Origin of the sequence: Nonomuraea glycinis, assembly GCF_014646515.1 — a bacterium.
Lineage (GTDB): Bacteria > Actinomycetota > Actinomycetes > Streptosporangiales > Streptosporangiaceae > Nonomuraea > Nonomuraea glycinis.
Window position 1 is genome coordinate 116,554 of sequence record NZ_BMNK01000023.1, and the last position, 20,214, is coordinate 136,767.

Genomic DNA, 20,214 nt, shown 5'->3' on the forward strand with positions numbered 1-20,214 from the left:
TTGCCGCAAGCCCCCCGGTACGCTATACGTTGAAAGTGGAAGGGAGTGACTACTCCCCCTTCCCCCTCATCGTCCGCTATGGATGGCTCACGCCTCCTCGATGACCTCGATGGCGCCCACCGGGCAGACCGCGGCGGCCTCCCGGACCGCGACGTGCTGGTCCGCACCCGGCTCTGCCTCCAGCAGGATGACGACGCCGTCGTCGTCACGCTGGTCGAACACCTCGGGCGCGATCAGCGCGCACTGACCGGCGCCACAGCACTTGTCCTGGTCGACCATGACCTTCATGGCATCACCTCCTTGTACGAACGGGTCACCAACGGACCGGAACGGTGCGCAGACCGCCGACGGCCAGTCCCTCCACACGCTCCAGCTCCGCCACCGGCACCGCCAGCTCCAGGCTCGGCAGCTTGCGCAGCAACACCTCCAGCACGACCTGCAGCTCGGTACGGGCCAGCGCCTGGCCGAGGCAGGAGTGCGCACCGGCGCCGAAGGCCAGGTGCTGGTTCGGGCTGCGGGTCGCGTCGAACACCTCGGCGGCCTCGAACATGCTCTCGTCCCGGTTGGCGGCGGCCATGCTGCAGATGACCGTGGTGCCCTTGGGCAGGTGCTCGCCGCTGACCTCGATCTCCTCCTTCAGGTACCGGGGCAGGCCGAAGCCGGAGTTGGCGTCGAGGCGCAGCGACTCCTCGACCGTGGTGCGGATCAGCTTGGGGTCGGCCAGCAGCGCTTCCCAGCGGCTGCGGTCGGCCAGCAGCATGGAGACCATCTTGCCGATCATGTTGGCGGTGGTCTCGTGCCCGGCGACCAGCAGGCCCATCCCGGTGACCACGATCTGCAGGTCGTTCAGGCCGCCGTCCTCCGGGCCGCCGACCGCGATCAGCTCGCTCAACAGGTCCTCGCCCGGCTCGGCGCGCTTGGCGGCGAGGTGGTCGGACATGTACTGGAAGAACGCCGCCTGGGCCGCCTCGACCTCGTCCTTGGTGTAGCGGGTGAGGTTGAGCAGGGTGTCGGACCAGTACGAGAACCGGTCACGGTCGGCGGCGGGCACGCCGAGCATGTCGCAGATGACGTACACGGGCAGCGGGAAGCCCAGGGACGCTTTCAGGTCACCGGGGGCGCCGCCCTCGACCATGTCGTCGATGAGATCTTCGGCGATCCGCGCCATGACCGGCCGCAGGGCGTTCATGCGCTTGGCGGTGAACCACTTGCCGACCAGCCGCCGCCAGTGCTGGTGCTCCTCCCCGCTGTCCGGGAGAATCGCCGCCATGTCGCTGCTGAACAGCCCGCCGTCCTCGGTGTCCGACAGCCGGGCCGCGTCCGGCGCGGTCAGCAGCCGGGTGAAGCGCGGGTCGGCGAGCACCTGCTTGACGTCCTCGTAGCGGGTCAGCAGCGTCGCCCGGTCGCCGCTCGGCAGGGTCACGTGGGCGACCGGGCACGTGCCGCGCAACTCGGCCCACTCGGCGGGCGGGTCGAGCGCGGCGTCGCTCGGGATCGGGTAGCTCAGAACCTGCTCGTCGGCACTCATTCGCTGTCTCCCTGGCTGTTCAGGCGGGCATGAGGGGCGGGGTTGTCAGCCTCCAACTTCGTCTTCCCGCTCTCCACATTAACCTACAGATGCAAGAAAACTTACACATGTCTGTTATGGATAGAGTGGTGTCGTGGTCACCGCCAGAGAGAGCAACCCCCCGTCGAGCGACCGGCGTGTGCGCCGGACTCGATCAGCCTTGGCGCGAGCGCTGATCGAACTGGTCGAGGAGCGTGACCTGTCCCGGATCAGCGTTTCGGACGTCGCCGAGGCCGCCGGGGTGAGCCGCTCGGCCTTCTACGACCACTACCGGGACGTCCACGAGCTGGCCGAGGACGCCTGCACCGCGATGATCGACAACCTGATCGAGTCCCTGCCCGGACCTGGCCTCGACTCGCCGGACCTGGCGCAGGAGGCGATCTCAGGGCTGACGGCGTTCTTCGGCAGCCTGACCGAGCACGCGGGGCTCTACCGCGCACTGCTGGGGCCGGAAGGCAGCGCCCGCGTCGCCGGCCACATCCGGCGCCGCCTCGCCGGGGTCGTGCGTGAGCGCCTGGCGCATGCCGACGCCGGCCTCTGGCCGGAGCGCGTCCCGCACGACGTGACGGCCGCCTTCACGGCGGGCGCGCTCATCGGCGTGGCCGTGGACTGGATCGAAGGCGGGTGCTCCCGGACCCCGGCCGAGATGGCCGAGGTGACCTGGCCGCTGCTGAACGCGCAATACCGCATCAACGAGACCGGCGACAGCTGAGCCCTGCTCTCACCGGCAGATCAGTGATCGCCTGCCGCGATGCCCAGGGTGGACAGGAAGGCCGTGGCGGCGGGCGAAGGGCGGAAGCGGCTCCAGATGAGGTGCTCCACCCGGGCCGGAGCGTCGCTGAGCCGGATGCTGAGCAGCCCGGGGAGTTCGTCGGCGAAGGCGGCGGGCAGCATGCCGATGGCCAGGCCCTGCCGGATCAGGCGGGCCATGAAGTCCGGGGCGGTGATCTCGAAGGCGACCTCGCGCCGGACTCCCGCCGCCGCGAAGGCCTCGTCCGTCTGGGCCCGCGCGGCGGTGCCCGGGGGGAAGTCCACGAACGGTTCATCCGCCAGCCGGCACAGGTCCACGTCCTCCTCGTCCGCCAGCGGGTGGCCGGGCGCCACCATGGCGACGAGGTCGCCGCGCGCCAGTTCGTGGCCGCGCACGCCCTTGGGCCGGACGCTCGGGGAAAGCCCCAGGAAGGCGGCGTCCAGGGTGCCCTGCCGTACCCGTTCGGTCAGTTCGTCGCTCGAGCCCGAGCGGAGACTGATCCGTACCTCCCGATAACGCAGGTGGAACCGTTTCAGCGCGGCCGGGAGGTCGACCGCCGTGACGGTGGGGATGGCGCCGATGGTGAGCCGGCCGCGGATCTCGCCGGCGGCGGCCGCCACCTCGGCGCGGGCCCGGTCGGCGGCGTCCAGGGCCTGGCGGGCCGCGGGAAGGAACGCCTCGCCGGCGGGGGTGAGCCGGACGCGACGGCTGGTGCGGTCGAACAGCCTGGCGCCGAGCTCACGTTCGAGGCGGGCGATCTGGTGGCTCAGCGCGGACTGGACGACCAGGCACTGCTCGGCGGCCCGGGTGAAGTTGCTCGTCTCCGCGACCGCGACGACGTAACGCATCTGCTGAAGCTCCATCGATCAATCGTGATGCACGATCAATTAGATGACAAACATGTGTTGGACTCATTGATCCTCCGTCGCCGACGCTAGAGGGCATGACGGCGACAGCACTTCACAGGAACGGCGGGCTGCTCCTGCTCATGTCGGTGGCGACGGGGCTGGCGGTCGCGGGGAACTACTTCGCGCAGCCGCTCCTCGACGTGATCGGCGGCGAGCTGGGGATCGGACCGTCGATGGCGGCGCTGGTGGTGACGGCCGCGCAGGTCGGCTACGCGCTGGGGTTGATCCTGCTGGTGCCGCTCGGCGACCTGCTGGAGCGGCGGCGGCTGGCGGTGTCGCTCTACGCGGCGACCGCGGTGTTCCTGCTGGTGTCCGCCACCGCCCCTAACGGCACGGTGCTGCTGATCAGTACGGCCCTGACCGGGCTGACCTCGGTCGGCGCGCAGGTGGTGGTGCCGTTCGCGGCCACGCTGGCGGATCCGGCCGAACGCGGCCGGGTGGTCGGCACGGTGATGACCGGCCTGATGCTCGGCCTGTTGCTGGCGCGTACCGCGTCGGGAGCGCTGTCGGAGCTCGGCGGCTGGCGGACGGTCTACTGGGTGAGCGCGGCCCTGATGACGCTCATGGCCGTACTGCTGCGGATCTTCCTGCCCCGGCTCGGCGGCGACGGCGCCCGCCTGTCCTATGCCGGGCTGCTGCGCTCGACGCTGGCGATGTACCGGCACGAGCCGTTGCTGCGGTGGCGGGCGGCCATCGGCGCGTTGAGCCTCGCCTCGTTCAGCGTGCTGTGGACGGCGCTGACCTTCCTGCTGGCGCGCTCGCCGTACGACTGGACGGAGTCGGCGATCGGCCTGGTCGGCCTGGTCGGCGCCGTGGGCGCGCTGACCGCCACGGTGGCGGGACGGCTGGCCGACCGCGGGCACGTCCAGACGGTGACCGGCGTCGGGACGGTCCTGCTGGTGGCCTCCTGGACGGCGCTCGCCGCCGGGGCGAACTCGCTGCTCTGGCTGCTCGTCGGCGTGATCGTGCTGGACCTGGCCCACCAGGCGGTGCTCAACAGCAGCCAGAACATCCTGTACGCGCTCCGCCCCGAAGCCCGTAACCGGATCAACTCCGCCTTCCTGACCGCCTTCTTCGCCGGGGGCGCGGTGGGCTCCGCGCTGGCCTCGGTCGTCTGGGTGTACGGCGGCTGGACCGGGGTGTGCGTCCTGGGCGCCATCCTCTCGGCCGGGACCGTCGCGCTCTGGGTCCTGGAGCGTGCCACCGTCGACCGGGCGGCAGCGAAGATCCCCCTTCCTCGATGACCTCTTCAAAGGAGAATGACCATGTCGCGTACCGTGCTCATCACCGGAGCCACCGGAACCGTGTCCACCGCGTTGCTGGATGCGCTGCGGGGGGCCGATGTGGCCCTTCGCGCCCTCGTCCGTGACGAGTCCAAGGCGGACGGCCCGCTCGAAAGGAACGCCGAGGTCTTCATCGGCGACCTCGACGACCCCCGGTCGCTGCCGCCCGCCTTCGCGGGCGTACAGGACCTGTGGCTGCTCACCCCGAACAGCCCGCGTGCCCCCGAGAACAACATGAACGCCCTGTGGGCCGCGCGCCGGGCCGGGGTGGAGCGCGTCGTGCGCCTGTCCGTCGTCGGCGCGGCGCACGACGCGCCGAACCGCAGCGGCAGGCTGCACGCGCTGTCCGACGCCGAGACCGAACGCTCCGGCCTGCGCTGGACGATCCTGCGTCCCCACTGGTTCATGCAGAACCTGCTGAACGAGGCGGCCGACCTCGCCGCCACCGGCACGTTCGCGACGAACCTCGCCTCCGCGCGGATCGGGATGATCGACGTACGCGACATCGCCGAGTGCGCCGCCCGCGTGCTCCTCGACGACCCGGATCGCCACCATGGCCAGACCTACACCCTCACCGGCCCGCGCTCGCTAGGGCTCGACGAGGTCGCCGGCGAGATGAGCCTCGCTCTCGGCAGGTCCGTCACGTACCTGCCGGTCAGCGACGACGCCAAGCGCGAGACACTCCTCGGCTACGGCGTGCCGGCCTGGATCGTCGACATGCTCGAGGAGTACGCGCAGGCGTACGTCACCGGCTGGGGTGACCTCACCACCGACACGGTCGCCGGCCTCCTCGGCCGCGCCCCGCGCGACATCGCCGACTTCGCCCGCGACCACGCCGCGGCGTTCGGCTCCCGGACACCGCTCCCTTCGGTGTAGCGCCTACCGCGAATGGCGTAGAGCCGAGTGACGCTCGGCGGACGACGCGCTCCCGCCGGCGCCCGGCCTAGCGTTCTCCGCATGACAACGGAGAGAATCGCCACTGGCAAGAAAGTGATCGTCGCGATCGCCGGACTGGTCCTGACGGCCGGTTCCCTGGGACCGGCCAGTGCCCAGGCGGGCACGACCGGCGAGAGCACCGCCGCGGTGGCCGCGCCCAAGCCGCCGAAGGGCGCCAGGGCCGTGGTCCAGGTCACCCCCAACCCCACCACCAGGCGAGGCCAGGAGCTGACGATCACCGGCCACTGCGGCGGCGGAAAAGGGCTCAAGGCCGTGCTCGGCGGGATCGACAGGGAGCACCCTATGCTGCGGAACGTCCGCATCATCGACGACAACCCGCGGGGATTCGTGGCGAAGGCCACCCTCGCCCCCCATATCGGCAATGGCGTCGGCCCTATCTTCGTCGACTGCGGCGGCGAGGCGGGCGTGACCCTCCTGGTCACCCACGTCTGACCCACCCCGGCCCTGCCGCGGCCCTGGACCCATCGGTCCACGCGGCTGCGGAGGCCGGACCCAGGTGGAGTCCGGGCGACCCGTCCATCATCGTCGAGAAAGCGCCTCCCTATGACCGATTCCCCTCCACGACTGACCGACTCCCCTCCACGACGCGAACCCGCTCCCGTCCGGCACTTCGCCCGGGTCACCGACGTCGCGCTCGCCGGCGTCACCACGGTCATGTTCGTCGCGGTCGCCCTCGCCACCGGCGTGCACAGCCCCTGGCACGGCCCGATCCCCCTCGCTCTGCTGCTCGGCGCGCTCCTCCTGGTCAGGCGTCGATGGCCGATGACCGTGCTGCTGCTGTCGATCGGCGGGATCTTCGTCTATCACCTCGGCGGAGGTGAGTCTCCCGCCGGCTGGATCTGGCCGGCCGCGGTCGCCTACTACACCGCCGCCACCACGCCGCGCGTGCGCTGGGTGGCCGCCATCGGCCTGGCCCAGCTGATCTACTCCGCGATCGACTTCCGCTGGGCCCTGGACTCCAATCCGACCCGCTACGCGTTCCACCTCGTGGGGGAAGGGCTGCTCCTGGTGCTCCTCATCGCCGCAGGCCTCGCGTACGCCGCCGCGCTGCGCTGGGGTGAGCGGTTGCGCGAGACCGACAGCCGGGCGCGCGCCGCCGAGGAACGGTTGCGCGTCTCCCACGAGGTTCACGACATCGTCGCCCACACGCTGGCCCTGGTCGGCGTGCAGCTCAACGTCGCCGCCGACACCCTCCACGAGGATCCGGAGGCGGCCGCCGCCGCGCTGAGCCTGGCCAAGGAGGTCAGGAACCGGGCGATGGCCGATCTGCGCTCCCTCATCGCGGTCCTGCGCGACAGCCCCGGCGACACCGCACCGCACCTCGATCCGGCCTCCTTGGGCAGGCTCGTCGCCGACGCCCGGGACGCCGGACTCGACGTGACCCTCGACGAGCACGGAGACCGCGCGGCCGTCCCCGCCCTTCCCGCCATCGCCGTCTACCGCGTCGTCCAGGAGTCCCTCGCCAACACGATCAAGCACGCGGGGGCGAGCAAGGCCGAGGTGACGATCGGCTACGGGCCACGCTCGATCACCGTCGAGGTCACCGACAACGGCCGCGGCGGAACCGGCGACGTCATCGAAGGCCACGGCATGACCGGCATGCGGGAGCGAGTGAGCGCACTCGGGGGCGCGCTCACCGCCGGGCCGACGCCCGCCGGCTTCGCCGTGCGGGCCGACATCCCTGTGGCAGGCTCGACGGCATGACGATCAAGGTGCTCCTCGCCGACGACCAGGCACTCGTACGGGCCGGCTTTCGCAGCCTGCTGGCCCGCTCCCGGGACATAACGGTCGTCGGCGAAGCCGCCGACGGGGACGAAGCCGTCCGGCTGGCCGTGCGTACCCGCCCGGACGTGATCCTCATGGACATCCGCATGCCGGGCACCGACGGCATCACCGCCACCCGCCGCATCGTCACCGACCAGGCCCTACCCGGCTGCCGGGTCATCATCCTCACCACGTTCGACACCGAGGAACACGTCTTCGCCGCACTGCGCGCCGGAGCCAGCGGCTTCCTCACCAAAGAGGTCGAACCCGCCGAGCTGCGCCGGGCGGTCACCGCCGTCGCCGCCGGGGACGCACTCCTGTCCCCGGGCGTGACCCGCCGCGTCATCGAGCAGTTCGCCCACCGGCAGGATCTCAGGCCCGACGCGGCGCAGCGACTGGCCGCCCTCACCGTCCGCGAGTCGGAGGCGGTCAAGCTGGTGGCGCTCGGCCTGTCCAACCACGAGATCGCCGAGCGCCTGGTCATCAGCCCGCTCACCGCCAAGACCCACATCACCAGGGCCCTCGCCAAGCTGGACGTGCGCGACCGGGTCCAGCTGGTCATCCTGGCCTACGAGAGCGGCCTGGTCCGGCCCGGCGGCCCTCCGCACCAGGTGACCGGGAATCCGTCGGCGCCGTAGCCGAGTGTCACTTACGGCGTGCACCGGGCGCGGGCGCCCCTTCTCGGGACGCCCGCGCCATGCGCCGCGTCAGAAGTCGTCGGCGGTACGGATCCGGTCGCGGATCCAGACGCCGGCCTCCTTGAGGCGGCCCGTCCCGGCGAACGAGCCGTTCGGGCAGGTGCCGGTGGTGAAGACGGCGCCCGTGCGGAAGTCGTCGGAGAAGTTCCAGTTGACCCAGCTGATCTTCTTTTGGGCCAGCAGGTCGAGGTACTGCTGCGACCGGGAGAAGTTGTTGGCTCCGTCGCCGGACGCGGTCTGGGTGCCGAACTCGGTCACGAAGATCGGCAACCGGTCGGCGGCCCTGGACAGGGTGTTCAGGTACTCGGTGCCGTGCGAGGCCGCGTAGAAGTGGAACGTGTACATGATGTTGGCCGCGTTGACCGGGTTGTTGACGATCTCGGTCTCGTTGCCGCCGCCGGAGACGCCGAGCGAGGACCAGGCGCGGGTGCCGACCAGGATCGGGGCGTCGGGGTCGTGCTGGCGGATCACCGGGATGAGCTGGTGCGCGTAGTCGCGGATGACGGACCAGGTGACGGCGTCGCCGTTCGGCTCGTTGGCGATCTCGTACAGGACGTTCTTCTTGCCGTTGTGCCGCTGGGCGATCTCGGTGAAGAAGGTCTTGGCCCGGCCGAGGTTGTACATCGGGTCACCCGGGTCGAGCATGTGCCAGTCCACGATCGCGTACATGCCGCGAGCGGTGGCCATCTCGATCAGGGAGTGCACCCGGTCGGTGAACAGCCGGGGGTTGGTCTCGTACCCGTCCTCCTGGATGTACATCGAGATGCGCAGGACGTCGGCCTTCCAGTCGGTGGCCAGCGCGTCGAGCGAGGAGGTGTTGAGGCACTGGTTGTACCACTGGATGCCGTGGCTGCTCATGCCGCGCAGCTGGATCTGCTTGCCGCTCTCGTTGCAGAGCTTGATGCCGCACACCCGCAGTTGCCCGTTGGCCTGCACCGGGGTGCCGCCGCCGCCACCGCCCGAGGGTGCCCCGTAGACCTCCATCTCCCACAGGGAGTAGCCGTACGGGGTGCCGCGTTGCGTGCCGTACACGCGCACGTACCGGCCGCTGCCGCTGACCGTGAGGTCGTCGATCCCTCCGTCGCCGGAGGTGGTGGAGTAGACGTCGGTCCAGGTGGACCCGTCGGGCGAGGTCTGCACGCGGTACGCCGTGGCGTAGGCGGCCTCCCAGTTCAGCCGCACCCGGGAGACGGTGTGCGTGGCGCCGAGGTCCACCCGGATCCACTGCGGGTCGATTCCCTCGGCGCTGGCCCACCGCGTGGCCGTGTCGCCGTCCACCGCCTTGCCCGGCTCCAGGCCGGCGGCCTCGACCGACAGGGCCGTCACGGTCTTGCCCTGGGACACCAGCGGGTCGGCCGCCGACCCGGCGCTCGCGCTCACGCCGGCCGGCACCATGAGCGGCGCCATCAGCGCGGCTATGACCGCGAAGATCCTCGCACCTGCACTTCGCCTCACGAACGACTCCGATCCTCGGGCCCGGTTAGGAAAGTTTCTTAACTTGCGGCGCAGCATAGGTTGACACCGAACCTCACACAAGGCCCAAAGTTCGAGAAAGGGCTCACCGGCGGTCCCGCGACAGCCGTACGACGCGAACGGCCGACCGCCGGCCGTACGAGCTCCGGGTGCCGTTGACCCGGCCCTGGTCGCCGAACCACCGGCACTGGTCGGGCGGCCTCTCAGGTCAGCGAATGCGCCGTCCTGTCTCGGCGCAGGAGTACCCACCCAGCGCCTCCACCTCGGCGCGGAAGTCCGGTCGCTCCAGGAGCGCCCACAGCGGAGCCAGCGCCTCCTCCGACAGCGCGCCGGTGCGCAGCACCAGGTCGTACGGCTCCTGGGCCACCGGGACGAAGTCGAGCCCGAAGGCCCGGGCGGCGGCGAGGATCCCCAGCCCGGCGTCCGCCCGCCCGGCGGCCACGGCCGCCGCCACCGCCAGGTGGGTGTGCTCCTCGCGCGCGTAGCCCGCGATCTCTCCCGGGTCGATGCCCAGCCCGGCCAGCTGGTGATCCAGCAGCGCCCGCGTGCCGGCGCCGCGCTGCCGGTTCACGTAGTGCAGGTCGGGCCTGGTCAGGTCCTTGATCCCGGTCAGGCCGAGCGGGTTGCCGGGAGCGACGAGCAGTCCCTGGTCGCGGTGGACCAGCCGGACCACGGCGATGTCGGAGCCGGTGCCCAGCAGCCTGTCCACGTACGGCAGCGTGTACTCGCCGGTGGACGGATCCAGCAGATGCGACCCCGCCAGGTGGCACAGGCCGTCGCGCAGCGCCACCAGGCCGCCCAGCGAGCCGACGTTCGACGACGCCAGCGTGATCAGCGGGTCCGCCGCGCGCAGGGCGGAGGCCGCGAGGTCGAGCACCAGGTCGTGCGAGCCGATCGCGACGATGGTCCGGCCGATCTCGGACAGGCCGCGCAGCAGCTCGACCCGGACCTCATCCCCGGCGTGGTGGCCCTCCACCCCGGAGGGCACGACGAGCAGGCCGTCGGCGCGGACGAGTGAGGTGAGCACGCCGGCGCCCCGGGGCAACGGGGTGGCGACGAGCCGGTCCTGCACCCGCCCGAGGCGGACCCGTACCCAGTCGTCCATGCCGATGGCGGACGGCAGCTTCCTGGCCAGGTGCGCCGTGGCCGAGGGGCGTTCGCGCGGCGCGGCGCCCTCCAGCTCGGCGAGCATCGGAGCGGCGAAGATGTCGAAGGTCAGCGCCGCCGACACCGGGTAGCCGGGCACGCCGATCACGGGCGTCTCCGCCACCGCGCCGAGGACGACGGGATGGCCGGGGCGCACGGCGACCCCGTGGACCGCGACGACGCCGGCCCCGGCGACCACGCGGGCGGTGTAGTCGTCGCGCCCCGCGCTGGAGCCCGCGATGAGCAGGACGAGATCGGCGTCGCGGGTGGCCTCGCGGAGGACCGTGGTGATGGCCTCGGGGTCGTCGGGGACGATCTCGGTGACGTGGGCCGCGCAGCCGGCCGCCCTGGCCTGCGCGGCCAGCATCATCGAGTTCGTGTCGAGGATGTCGCCGGGGGCGAGCTCCGCGCCGATCGGGCGGATCTCGTCGCCGGTCGGCACGATCACCACGCGCGGCGCGCGGCGGACGCCGAGCTCGACGGCGCCCGCCGCCGCGCAGGCGGCGACGTCGACGGGGCGCAGCCGGTGGCCCTCCGGGAGCAGCAGCTCGCCGGCGGCGATGTCCTCCCCGATGGAGCGGACGTGCTGGTAGGGCGGTACGGCCGCGCGGAGCTCAGCCTCCCCGTCCGGGGTGCGGTGCACGTGCTCACGCATGACCACGGCGTCGTACCCGTCGGGCAGCGGGTCGCCCGTGTCGACCACCTCGAAGTCGCCGGCGGCGAGGAGCACCGGGCTGGTCTCGGCCGCGCCGACGGTGTCGGCGGCGCGTACGGCGATGCCGTCCATGGCGGCGGAGTCGAAGGCGGGCGAGGAGCGCAGCGCCCACACCGGCTCGGCCGTCACCCGCCCCACGGCGGCGGCCACCGGCACCCGGACCAGGCCGATCCGGGCGGGGCAGCCCGCCGCGGCACGCACCTCACGCCAGACGGCGAGGGCCCGCCCCGCCGGGACGTCGGAGACGAAGGGACTTGCTGCGCTCATCGGTACAGGACGACCTCTACCTCGGTGCCCGCGTCCAGCCCGGTGGCCGGTTCGGGCACGACCACGTATCCGTCGGCGCGGGTCAGCACCGACAGCAGCGCCGACGGGCCGAAGAGCGGCTCCGCGACACCGTCCCGGACCCCGACCTGGACCACGTCGAGCCGGCCTGCCGCCGACGCCAGGTCGCGCGAGAGCCGCGCACGCGTGCTCGGCTCCGGTGGCGGTGCCTCGCACCCGGCGATGCGCCACAACAACGGTACCCCGACCTGCCCGAACACCACCAACGCGGACAGCGGGTTGCCCGGCAGCCCGATGAGCGGGATCCCGGAGCACTCGGCCAGCAGGGTGGGCTTGCCCGGCTTGATGGCGATCCCGTGGCACCAGACCGCACCGAGGGCGGCCACCGCGCCCGCCGTCTCGTCCCTCGCCCCGACCGACGAGCCCGCCGACACGACCACCAGGTCGGCCTCGGCCACGACCGCGGCCAGCCGGTCCTTGAGCACGCCCGGCTCGTCCGGGACGATCCCGGCGATCACCGGCTCGCCGCCCGCGTCGGCGACCAGCCCCGCCAGCGCGGAGGCCGTGGCGTCGCGTACCTGCCCGGGAGCGAGCTCCACGGTGCCGGGTGGCACCACTTCGTCGCCGGTGGAGATGATCGCCACCCGGGGCCGGCGGTGCACGGCGACCGTGGTCACCCCCGCCGCGGCGAGGAAGCCGAGGTCAGGGGCGCGCAACGGCCGGCCGCCGGGCGCCAGGACGCCGCCCGCGGCCACGTCCTCGTCGGCGCGGACGATGCCGCCACCCGGGGCGACCGGCCGGGTCACCTCGATCGTGCCCGGCATCGTCTCCGCGGTGTACTCCACCATGACCACCGCGTCGGCGCCGGCCGGAAGCACTCCCCCGGTCGGCATCGCGACGCAGCCGCCGGCCCGGACCGCCACGGTGGGTTCGGCGCCCATCCGCACCGCGCCCACCAGGTCCAGGTAGGACGGCAGCCCGTCGGAGGCGCCGTAGGTGTCCATCGCCCGGACCGCGAAGCCGTCCACGGTCGAACGCGCGAAGCCGGGCAGCGCGGCGGGCGCCGTGATGTCCGCGACGGGCACCCGGTGCAGCGCCGCGGACAACGGGACGCGCTCCACCGGCGTGCGATGCGCGGGCCGGAATCCGGACCGAACCTCGGCGAGGGTACGGGCGGTGAAGAACTCCTTGCCGCTCAACGGTCCGGTTGCTCTTCCGAGCCTTCGGGCCGGGGCTGCGGACGAGCCGCCGCGGCGCCCTTGTTCAGCCCGAGCACGGACACCACCGGGCCCAGCGCCACCTGTCCGAGCCCGCAGATCGACGTCTTGCGCATGGTCTCCTCCAACTGCAGGATCCGGCCGCGCTGCGCGTCATCGAGGGCGGCGGCCCCCGAGTTCAGCGCGCCGCGCAGCACGTCGTGGGCCTTGGTGGAGCCGACCCGGCAGGGCACGCACTTGCCGCACGACTCGTTGCGGAAGAAACGCAGCACGTTCGTCGAGGCGGCCAGCAGGTCGGTGCCCTCGGCGAGCACCACCAGGGCGCCGGAGCCGAGCATGGTCCCGGCCTCGGCGAGCGTCCCGAAGTCCAGCGCCAGGTCCAGCTTGTCGGGGCCGATGAAGTTGGAGGACGCGCCACCCGGCTGCACGGCGCCGACCCGGGCGCCGCCGAGCACGCCGCCGGCGAGGTCGATCAGCGCGCGCACCGTGGTGCCCATCGGCACGCAGTAGACGCCGGGGTTCTCGACGTGCCCGGACACGGCGAAGAACTTCCAGCCGACGCAGTCACCCTCGCCCTGCTCGGCCCACCAGTCGGCGCCGCGCCGCAGGATCACCGGCACGTCGGCGAAGGTCTCCACCGAGTTGATCAACGTGGGGCGGCCGTGCAGGCCGTAGTTGCCCGGGAAGGGCGGCTTGTTGCGCGGCTCGCCCCGGTGGCCCTCCATGCACTCCAGCAGCGCGGTCTCCTCGCCGAGGATGTAGCCACCGGGCGAGACGAAGAGGTCGAGCTCGAGACGGCGGCCACTGCCGCAGGCGTTCGCGCCGATCAGCCCGGCCTCACGCAGGGCCGCGATCTCCGCGCGCAGCACGCGCTCCTCGGGGCCGTACTCGTGCCTGATGAAGATCCAGCCCTGCTCGGCGCCGACCACGGCCATGCCGAGCAGGAGGCCCTCGATCACCAGGTGCGGCTGGTCGGTGAGGATCTGACGGTCCTTGAACGTGCCCGGCTCGGACTCGTCGGCGTTGCAGATCGCGTACTTGACACTGCCCGGCTCGGCGGCGGCGACCAGGCCCCACTTCCTGCCGGTGGGGAACCCCGCGCCACCCATGCCACGCAGGCCGGAGGCCTCCAGCGTGGCCACCACGCTCTGCGCGCTCAGCTCGCCGGCCAGCAGCGCACGCAGGCTCTCGTACCGGGTGGAGACGTCCGAACCGGCCGGGTACGGATCGTTCGGCCACGGCTCGGCGCGGGGCGTCACGACGGCCTCGCCGAGCTCCTCCTCCCGCGCGGCGGCCACGAGCGCGTCGACGTCGGCGACCGGCGCGGGGTGCTCGTTGACGGCCAGCGCCGGGGCGCTGTCGCAGCGGCCCAGGCAGGACACCTCCACGAGCTCGATCTCGGTGTCGTCGCCGTAGCGGTCGCGTACCTCGGCGATCCGGTCATCCGCCGAGCGCAGCCAGCACGACAGGTCATGGCACACGCTGACGGCCACCTTGGCGGGCGGGGTCGTGCGGAAGTGCGGGTAGAACGAGACGAGGCCCTCGATCTCGTAGAGCGGCCGCCGCATGGTGCGGGCCAGCTCCTCCAGCTCCTCGCGCGGCAACCAGCCCAGCCGCGCCTGGATGGCGTTGAGCGCGGGGATCAGCGACGGCCCGGGGAACTTCCCGGCCCGTGCCTCCACTCCTGGCACCCGGGGACGTCCCAGCTCAAAACTCGTGGTCATTCAGACACTTCCCCTACTGCTGACAACGCCTCGACCTGAATCGCGCAGAACTTGAACTCGGGGATCTTGCCGTAGGGGTCGATCTCGTCGATCGTCAGCAGGTTCGCCGCCGCCTCCCGGAAATGGAACGGGATGAAGCAGTTGCCCAGCTGCTCGCGGTGGGAGACGCGTACCTGCAGCTCGATGGCGCCGCGCCGGGAGCGCACCCGGGCCCGCTGACCGTGCGCCAGCCCGCGGTCGGCGGCGTCCTTGGGGTGCATGTACACCTCGGCGATCGGCGCGATGGCGTCCAGCGCGTACGACCTCCGGGTCATCGACCCGGTGTGCCAGTGTTCGAGCAGCCGGCCGGTGTTGAGCACGAGCGGGTACTCCCCGTCCGGCAGCTCCTTCGCCGGCAGCCACTGCGCGGGGACGAGGTGGGCGAGTCCGTCGTCGGTGTTGAACCGCTCGTCGAACAGGACCACGGTCCCGTCGGAGTGCTCGGGGTCGTCGTTGGGGTAGAGCTTTCCGGTCAGCCCGAGGTTGTCGTGCCGCAGGTTCGCGTACGAGGGCATCAGCGCGACCATCTCGTCGAACACCTCGCTGGGAGAGGAGTAGGACCAGTCCAGCCCGATCCGCTGGGCGAGGTCCTGGATGATCTCCCAGTCCACCCGGGCCTGGCCCGGCGGGTCCAGCACCTTGCGCCCGAGCTGCACCCGGCGGTCGGTGTTGGTGTAGCTCCCCTCCTTCTCCAGGTACGACGACGCCGGCAGGATGACGTCGGCGAACTCCGCGGTCTCGGTCAGGAAGATGTCCTGCACCACCAGGAAGTCCAGCTGCGACAGCGCCTTGCGCACCTTGTTGATGTTGGGGTCGGACAGGAACGGGTTCTCGCCCAGCATGTACATGCCGCGTACGCCGCCGGGCTTGAGCACCGAGCCGATGATCTCGGTGACGGTGAGACCCCGGTTGGGGTCGAGCTCCGTGCCCCACGCCTCCTCGAACCGCCGGCGGGTGGCGTCCCGGTCGACGCCCTGGTAGTCGGGGAAGAACATGGGGATCAGCCCGGCGTCGGAGGCGCCCTGGACGTTGTTCTGCCCGCGCAGCGGGTGCAGCCCGGTGCCCGGCTTGCCCACGTTGCCGGTGATCGAGCAGAGCGCGATCAGGCAGCGGGCGTTGTCGGTGCCGGTGGTGTGCTGGGAGATGCCCATGCCCCAGTAGATGACGCCGGCCTTGGCCTCGCCCCAGACCCGTGCGACCTCCCGGATCAGGTCCGCGTCGACGCCGGTGATCTGCGCGGCGCGCTCCGGCGGGTATTCGTTGACCGTGCGGACCAGCTCTTCGAAGCCGGAGACCCGGGCCTTGACGAACTCCAGGTCGATCAGGCCGAGACGGATCACCTCGTGCATGATCCCGTTGTAGAACGCCACGTCGGTGCCGGGCTTGACCTGGCAGTGGTAGTCGGCGTGCTCGGCCACGGTGTTGGCGCGAGGGTCGACATAGATGATCTTCGTGCCGCGCCGCCGGGCCTGCTTGAAGAAGGAGCTGGCGACGGGGTGGTTCGCCGTCGGGTTCGACCCGGTGATGATGACGACCTCGGCGTTGGCGACGTCGCCGTACGTGGTCGACACCGCGCCGGAGCCGACGCCCTCGAACAGCGCGGCCACCGACGAGGCGTGGCAGAGCCGGGTGCAGTGGTCGACGTTGTTGGTGCCGAAGCCGGCCCGGATCAGCTTCTGGAAGAGGTACGCCTCCTCGTTGGAGCACTTCGCGGAGCCGAATCCCGCGATGGCGCCGGCGCCCTGCTCCGTGTGGATCTCCGTCAGCCGCCGGGCGACCAGGTCGAGCGCCTCCTCCCAGGTGGCCTCGCGGAAGTGCGGCAGCACCTCGTCGTAGTCGACCAGGCCGCCGGGCTTGCGCCGGCGGTCCTTGCCGTTCTTGCTCAGCTTGGCGCTGCGGCCGCCACCGCTGCGGTTGCCGCCGGCGCCGCCGCGTCCCCGGTCGTTGTCCGCGTCGCCGCGCACGTCCGCCGACAGCGGGCCCTTGGGATAGGACGACTCGATCCGGATCAGCGGCACGGTCAGGCGCTGCGGCGACGCCGCGTAGTCCCAGCCGTACCGGCCCTTGACGCACAGCCGGCTCTGCGAGCCCGGCTGGTCACGGCCTTCCGCGTACGCGATCGCACCGCGCGACCGGTCGACGTAGTAGGTGAGAGCACAGCCGACGCCGCAGTACGGGCACACGCTGTCGACCGCGTCCAGCTCCTCGCGGGGCCGGATGGGGATGGCGTTGATCGCCTTGTTGGTCAGGGCGCCGGTGGGACAGGCCTGCACGCACTCACCGCAGGTCACGCAGGAGCTGGCGCCCATCGGATCGTTGAGATCGAAGGCGATCTTGGTCGAGTAGCCCTTGCCCGAGCGGCCGATGACGTCGTTGCCCTGGATGTCGTCGCACGCGCGGACGCAGCGGTCGCAGAGGATGCACGCGTCATGGTCGACCGCAATCACCGGATTGGAGATGTCCAGGCCCCGGCCCGAACCGCACGGCAGGTCGGTCGTCTCCTTGGCCACGTCGAACCGATCGGCGAGGTCGAGGAGCAGGTTGTCGCCGGTGGTCGTCTGTTTCGGGTCCTCCGCGCGCGGCGGCTGGTCGGAGATCAGCAGCTCGGTCAGGGTGGCCCGGTTACGCTCCAGCTCCGGAGTGCTGGTCTTGACCTGCATGCCCTCCTCGCAGGGGCGCACGCAGGCGGCGGCGAAGGCCCGCCCACCGGTGTCCACCACGCACATGCGGCAGACCCCGACGGGGTCATAGCGCTCGTTGTGGCACAGCACCGGAATATCTACATCCACCAGTTTCGCGGCATCGTAAATGCTGGTGCCGTCCGGGACGGTCACCGCACGGCCATCGATCTCGACCGTCACCGTCCGTACAGCCGTCGCCGGCTCGTCGAGCGTCGTCATCTCCACCTCATCAGTCGAGCAGTGAAGCTGCATACAGGATACGGCATACAGTATTTCGTCGCAATTGTCGCTTTTCGCGAGCCGGAGCCGGGGCCTGCACGCCGCATGGCTACGCCTCCAGCAGCAGACCCGGGAGATCGGCCGCCGTGACGCGCCCTTCCTCGTCCAGGCCGCGCGCGACGTAGTAACCGGCGATCATCGACCGCAGGCGGCCCGCGTCCAGCGACGCTTGGCGGCCGGAGCCCAGCTCCAGTGGCGTTTCCAGCATCCGGGCCGGTAGCGTGTCGTCGGCCGCGGTGGCCCCCTCGCGCATGTTGAACGCGCGCTTGGCCCGGACGATCCGCCGGGCGGTCTCCCGCAACTCGGCGGCGTCCAGCCCCCACCCCGTGACCAGCGCCAGCAGCCTGGCCCACTCGGTGAAGGGGTCGTCGAAGACGCCGCGCAGGAACTTGCAGAGGATCATCGAGTCCATGACCGCGGCCCGGTCCTCGGTGTCGACCGCGGCGGCGACATGGGCCGCGCCGCCGGCCAGCCGGTCGAGATCACCCGACAGGTCGGCCTCGTAGGCGCCGGACCGGTTGTGATCGGCCCCCCTGGCGTTCACCGCGAGCCCGAGCGCCATCGCTTGCAGGCTGCGCGGCTCGTAACCGGGCAGCTCCAGCCCCTTGACCTGCGGCGCGAAGTCGATCGAGGCGTGCCCGACCACGCCGGCGGCCCGGCGCGAGCCCTGCGCGAGCAGCTCTCCGAGGCCCGGGGACCGCTCCCCGATCGCGTCCAGCGCCCGCAACAGCGCCGCGCCGTCGCCGAACCGCAGCCACGGCTCGTCGAGCAGACCACGTTCGACGCACTCCATCGCCCACGCGATGGTGCCACCCGCCGAGATGGTGTCGATGCCCAGCTCGTCACAGCGCGCGCTGGCCGCGAACACCTCATCGGGGTCGGACACGCCGCAGAGCGGGCCGAGCGCGAAGACGTTCTCGTACTCCATCCGCTGGCTGCCGCCGCCCTTGCGCGAGTAGATGTGCTCGCAGCCGATGGAGCACGACGCGCAGCTGTTGCGCGCCACCCCCCGCAGCTCGTGCAGCTCCTCGGCGGCCAGCCGGGGCGCCCCTTCGAAGGTCGCCGCGGTGAAGTTGCGGGTGGGCAGGGTGCTGACGGCGTTGAAGGCCAGGAGGTTGGCCAGTGTGCCCAGCTCCCGGTATTTCGCGGTGGCCGGGCCGAAACTGCGCGCGCGCAGGTCCCGGGCGGCGGCGAGGACCCCCGGCTGGTCCGCGACCGACACCTTGGTCGCCGCTCTGACCAGCACCGCCTTGATGTTCTTCGCGCCCATCGTCGCGCCCAGGCCGCCCCGGCCGGCATGGCGGCCGTCATGGCTGATGGTCGCGTATCTGACCTGGCGTTCGCCCGCCGGGCCGATGGCCGCGGTGCGCCAGGTGCGGCCGAACCGCGCCTTCGCCGCGGACTCCGCCTCTGCCGCGCTCAGCCCGGCGAGCTCGGGAGCCGGTTCGAGACGTACGCCGTCGCCGTCGATCAGCAGCACCGAGAGCTCGTCGGCGCGACCCCGGATCACGATCGCGTCATGCCCGGTCAGCTTGCCGGCGATGGCGAACTGGCTGGAGGCGAGGGCGTCGGTCAGCAGCCCGGTCAGCGGCGACTTGGCCACCACCGCGAACTTCGCGCTGGTCGTCAGCGGGGTGCCGACCAGCGAGGAGAAGACGAAGGCCAGCGGCGCCTCCGGAGCCAGGGGATCGACCCCAGGGGGCGCCAGCCGGTGCATCAACCACGTGCCGAGGCCCACCCCGCCCAGGTAGGACCGCAGCACCCGCTCGTCCAGCTCGTAGGGAGCGCTGCTCGCCTGCCCGCCGACGACGTCCACGAGGAGCGCTTGTCCGAAAAATCCACCTGGCGCCATACTCCGACCTTACGACCTCATCCGCCCGCATCCGCCGACAGGAAGGCGACGGTATCCCCCGTGACCAGCGGCAACGCCTCGTCCCGGGTGACCTGATCACCGTTGAGCGCGGCCACCACGTGACGGTTCAGGGTCAGCCCGGCCGAGGCCGCCGCGGCGCCGAGCGTGGCGGCCCGGACACCGCGTGGCCGATGGCCGCCGTTCCGCGCCAGCGCGCCGAAACACTCCACCATGACCTCCGGCGGCACCCGGTCGCGGGCCGCCGCGTAGTCGTCCGGGGAGTTGAGGTTCACCACGGACTCCAGGGTCGGGTCGTGCCGGGCGAGCTCGGCGTCGGCCAGTAGTTCCTCGTCGCTCAGCCGGGCCACCGCACAGTGCTTGAAGATCATGCCTGGCCTCAGGTCGCCCTCGGCCAGGAGGTCCGTGACCAGCCCGGCCAGCGCGGTCCGGTAGCCGGCGGCCAGCGGCTGCCGGAAACCCCGGGCCACCGGCAGCGCGACATCCGTGCCGGGAGACAGGGCGCGCAGGACTCGGCGGACGAAGGCCGGATGGAGGAACGGCATGTCGATCGAGCACACGAACGCCGTCTCGGCCCGATCCGCCACCGCCGCGAGCCCCACGGCCAGCCCCTGCATGGGGCCGAGTCCTTCCACGGGATCCTCGACCACCGAGACCCCTGAGGGCAGCGGCGGGAGCTCCTGGCCGGGCGCGGCCACCACGACGACCGGCCCGTCGACCGTCCTGGCGAGGACCGCGGCGGCCCGGTACAGCAAGGTCGAACCGTGCCACTCCAGCCAGGCCTTCGGCTGCCCCATCCGCGTGGAGCGCCCGCCCGCCAGCACGACGCCCGCAGCAGTCTCCATGCCCGCATGGTA

Annotated in this window: 16 protein-coding genes; 6 read left to right on the forward strand and 10 right to left on the reverse strand. The window is 71.8% G+C overall.

Annotated features, from left to right (window positions below):
- Positions 1 to 87: 87 nt before the first annotated feature.
- On the reverse strand, positions 88 to 288 hold the full coding sequence (locus IEY87_RS41710) for a ferredoxin (protein WP_189144403.1): 201 nt from the start codon (positions 286 to 288) through the stop codon (positions 88 to 90).
- Between the two features lie 25 nt (positions 289 to 313).
- On the reverse strand, positions 314 to 1,528 hold the full coding sequence (locus IEY87_RS41715) for a cytochrome P450 (protein ID WP_189144404.1): 1,215 nt from the start codon (positions 1,526 to 1,528) through the stop codon (positions 314 to 316).
- Between the two features lie 133 nt (positions 1,529 to 1,661).
- Here IEY87_RS41715 and IEY87_RS41720 point away from each other — a divergent pair, with 133 nt between their 5' ends.
- A complete protein-coding gene (locus tag IEY87_RS41720) occupies positions 1,662 to 2,279 on the forward strand; it encodes a TetR/AcrR family transcriptional regulator (RefSeq protein ID WP_189144405.1) in 618 nt (205 codons plus the stop codon).
- 20 nt (positions 2,280 to 2,299) lie between these two features.
- On the opposite strand, the gene IEY87_RS41725 is transcribed toward IEY87_RS41720, so the two are convergent.
- Positions 2,300 to 3,181, reverse strand: a complete 882-nt coding sequence (locus IEY87_RS41725; protein WP_189144406.1) for a LysR family transcriptional regulator — start codon at positions 3,179 to 3,181, stop codon at positions 2,300 to 2,302.
- A gap of 80 nt (positions 3,182 to 3,261) precedes the next feature.
- On the opposite strand from IEY87_RS41725, the gene IEY87_RS41730 reads away from it, so the two are divergent.
- From IEY87_RS41730 to IEY87_RS41750, 5 genes are all read left to right on the forward strand, one after another.
- A complete protein-coding gene (locus IEY87_RS41730; RefSeq protein ID WP_189144407.1) occupies positions 3,262 to 4,470 on the forward strand; it encodes an MFS transporter in 1,209 nt (402 codons plus the stop codon).
- Between the two features lie 21 nt (positions 4,471 to 4,491).
- Positions 4,492 to 5,385 carry an SDR family oxidoreductase gene (locus tag IEY87_RS41735; protein ID WP_189144408.1) on the forward strand — a complete coding sequence of 298 codons (894 nt, stop codon included), beginning with the start codon at positions 4,492 to 4,494 and terminating at the stop codon, positions 5,383 to 5,385.
- 81 nt (positions 5,386 to 5,466) lie between these two features.
- A complete protein-coding gene (locus tag IEY87_RS41740; RefSeq protein WP_189144409.1) occupies positions 5,467 to 5,898 on the forward strand; it encodes a hypothetical protein in 432 nt (143 codons plus the stop codon).
- A gap of 111 nt (positions 5,899 to 6,009) precedes the next feature.
- Complete coding sequence (locus IEY87_RS41745; protein WP_189144410.1) at positions 6,010 to 7,170, forward strand: sensor histidine kinase; 1,161 nt, start codon at positions 6,010 to 6,012, stop codon at positions 7,168 to 7,170.
- Positions 7,167 to 7,868 (forward strand): response regulator transcription factor, encoded by a 702-nt coding sequence (locus tag IEY87_RS41750; RefSeq protein WP_189144411.1) that lies wholly within the window; start codon positions 7,167 to 7,169, stop codon positions 7,866 to 7,868. Before IEY87_RS41745 ends, IEY87_RS41750 begins: the two co-directional genes overlap by 4 nt.
- Before the next feature lie 69 nt (positions 7,869 to 7,937).
- Here IEY87_RS41750 and IEY87_RS41755 read toward each other — a convergent pair whose 3' ends face one another.
- The 7 genes from IEY87_RS41755 to mobA all read right to left on the reverse strand — a co-directional run bounded on the left by IEY87_RS41755 (position 7,938) and on the right by mobA (position 20,202).
- Entirely contained in the window at positions 7,938 to 9,383 is a 1,446-nt protein-coding gene (locus IEY87_RS41755) for a cellulase family glycosylhydrolase (RefSeq protein ID WP_308113015.1), read from the reverse strand.
- Between the two features lie 226 nt (positions 9,384 to 9,609).
- Positions 9,610 to 11,529 (reverse strand): molybdopterin biosynthesis protein, encoded by a 1,920-nt coding sequence (locus tag IEY87_RS41760; protein WP_189144413.1) that lies wholly within the window; start codon positions 11,527 to 11,529, stop codon positions 9,610 to 9,612.
- On the reverse strand, positions 11,526 to 12,746 hold the full coding sequence (locus tag IEY87_RS41765; protein ID WP_189144414.1) for a molybdenum cofactor synthesis domain-containing protein: 1,221 nt from the start codon (positions 12,744 to 12,746) through the stop codon (positions 11,526 to 11,528). Before IEY87_RS41765 ends, IEY87_RS41760 begins: the two co-directional genes overlap by 4 nt.
- A complete protein-coding gene (locus IEY87_RS41770) occupies positions 12,743 to 14,488 on the reverse strand; it encodes an NAD(P)H-dependent oxidoreductase subunit E (RefSeq protein ID WP_189144415.1) in 1,746 nt (581 codons plus the stop codon). The genes IEY87_RS41765 and IEY87_RS41770 overlap by 4 nt, the downstream gene beginning before the upstream one ends.
- A complete protein-coding gene (gene fdhF / locus IEY87_RS41775; protein WP_189144416.1) occupies positions 14,485 to 17,427 on the reverse strand; it encodes a formate dehydrogenase subunit alpha in 2,943 nt (980 codons plus the stop codon). Before fdhF ends, IEY87_RS41770 begins: the two co-directional genes overlap by 4 nt.
- Positions 17,428 to 17,536: 109 nt before the next feature.
- Positions 17,537 to 19,303, reverse strand: a complete 1,767-nt coding sequence (locus tag IEY87_RS41780; protein WP_229699456.1) for an aldehyde ferredoxin oxidoreductase family protein — start codon at positions 19,301 to 19,303, stop codon at positions 17,537 to 17,539.
- Between the two features lie 53 nt (positions 19,304 to 19,356).
- A complete protein-coding gene (gene mobA / locus IEY87_RS41785; RefSeq protein ID WP_189144418.1) occupies positions 19,357 to 20,202 on the reverse strand; it encodes a molybdenum cofactor guanylyltransferase in 846 nt (281 codons plus the stop codon).
- Positions 20,203 to 20,214 lie beyond the last annotated feature (12 nt).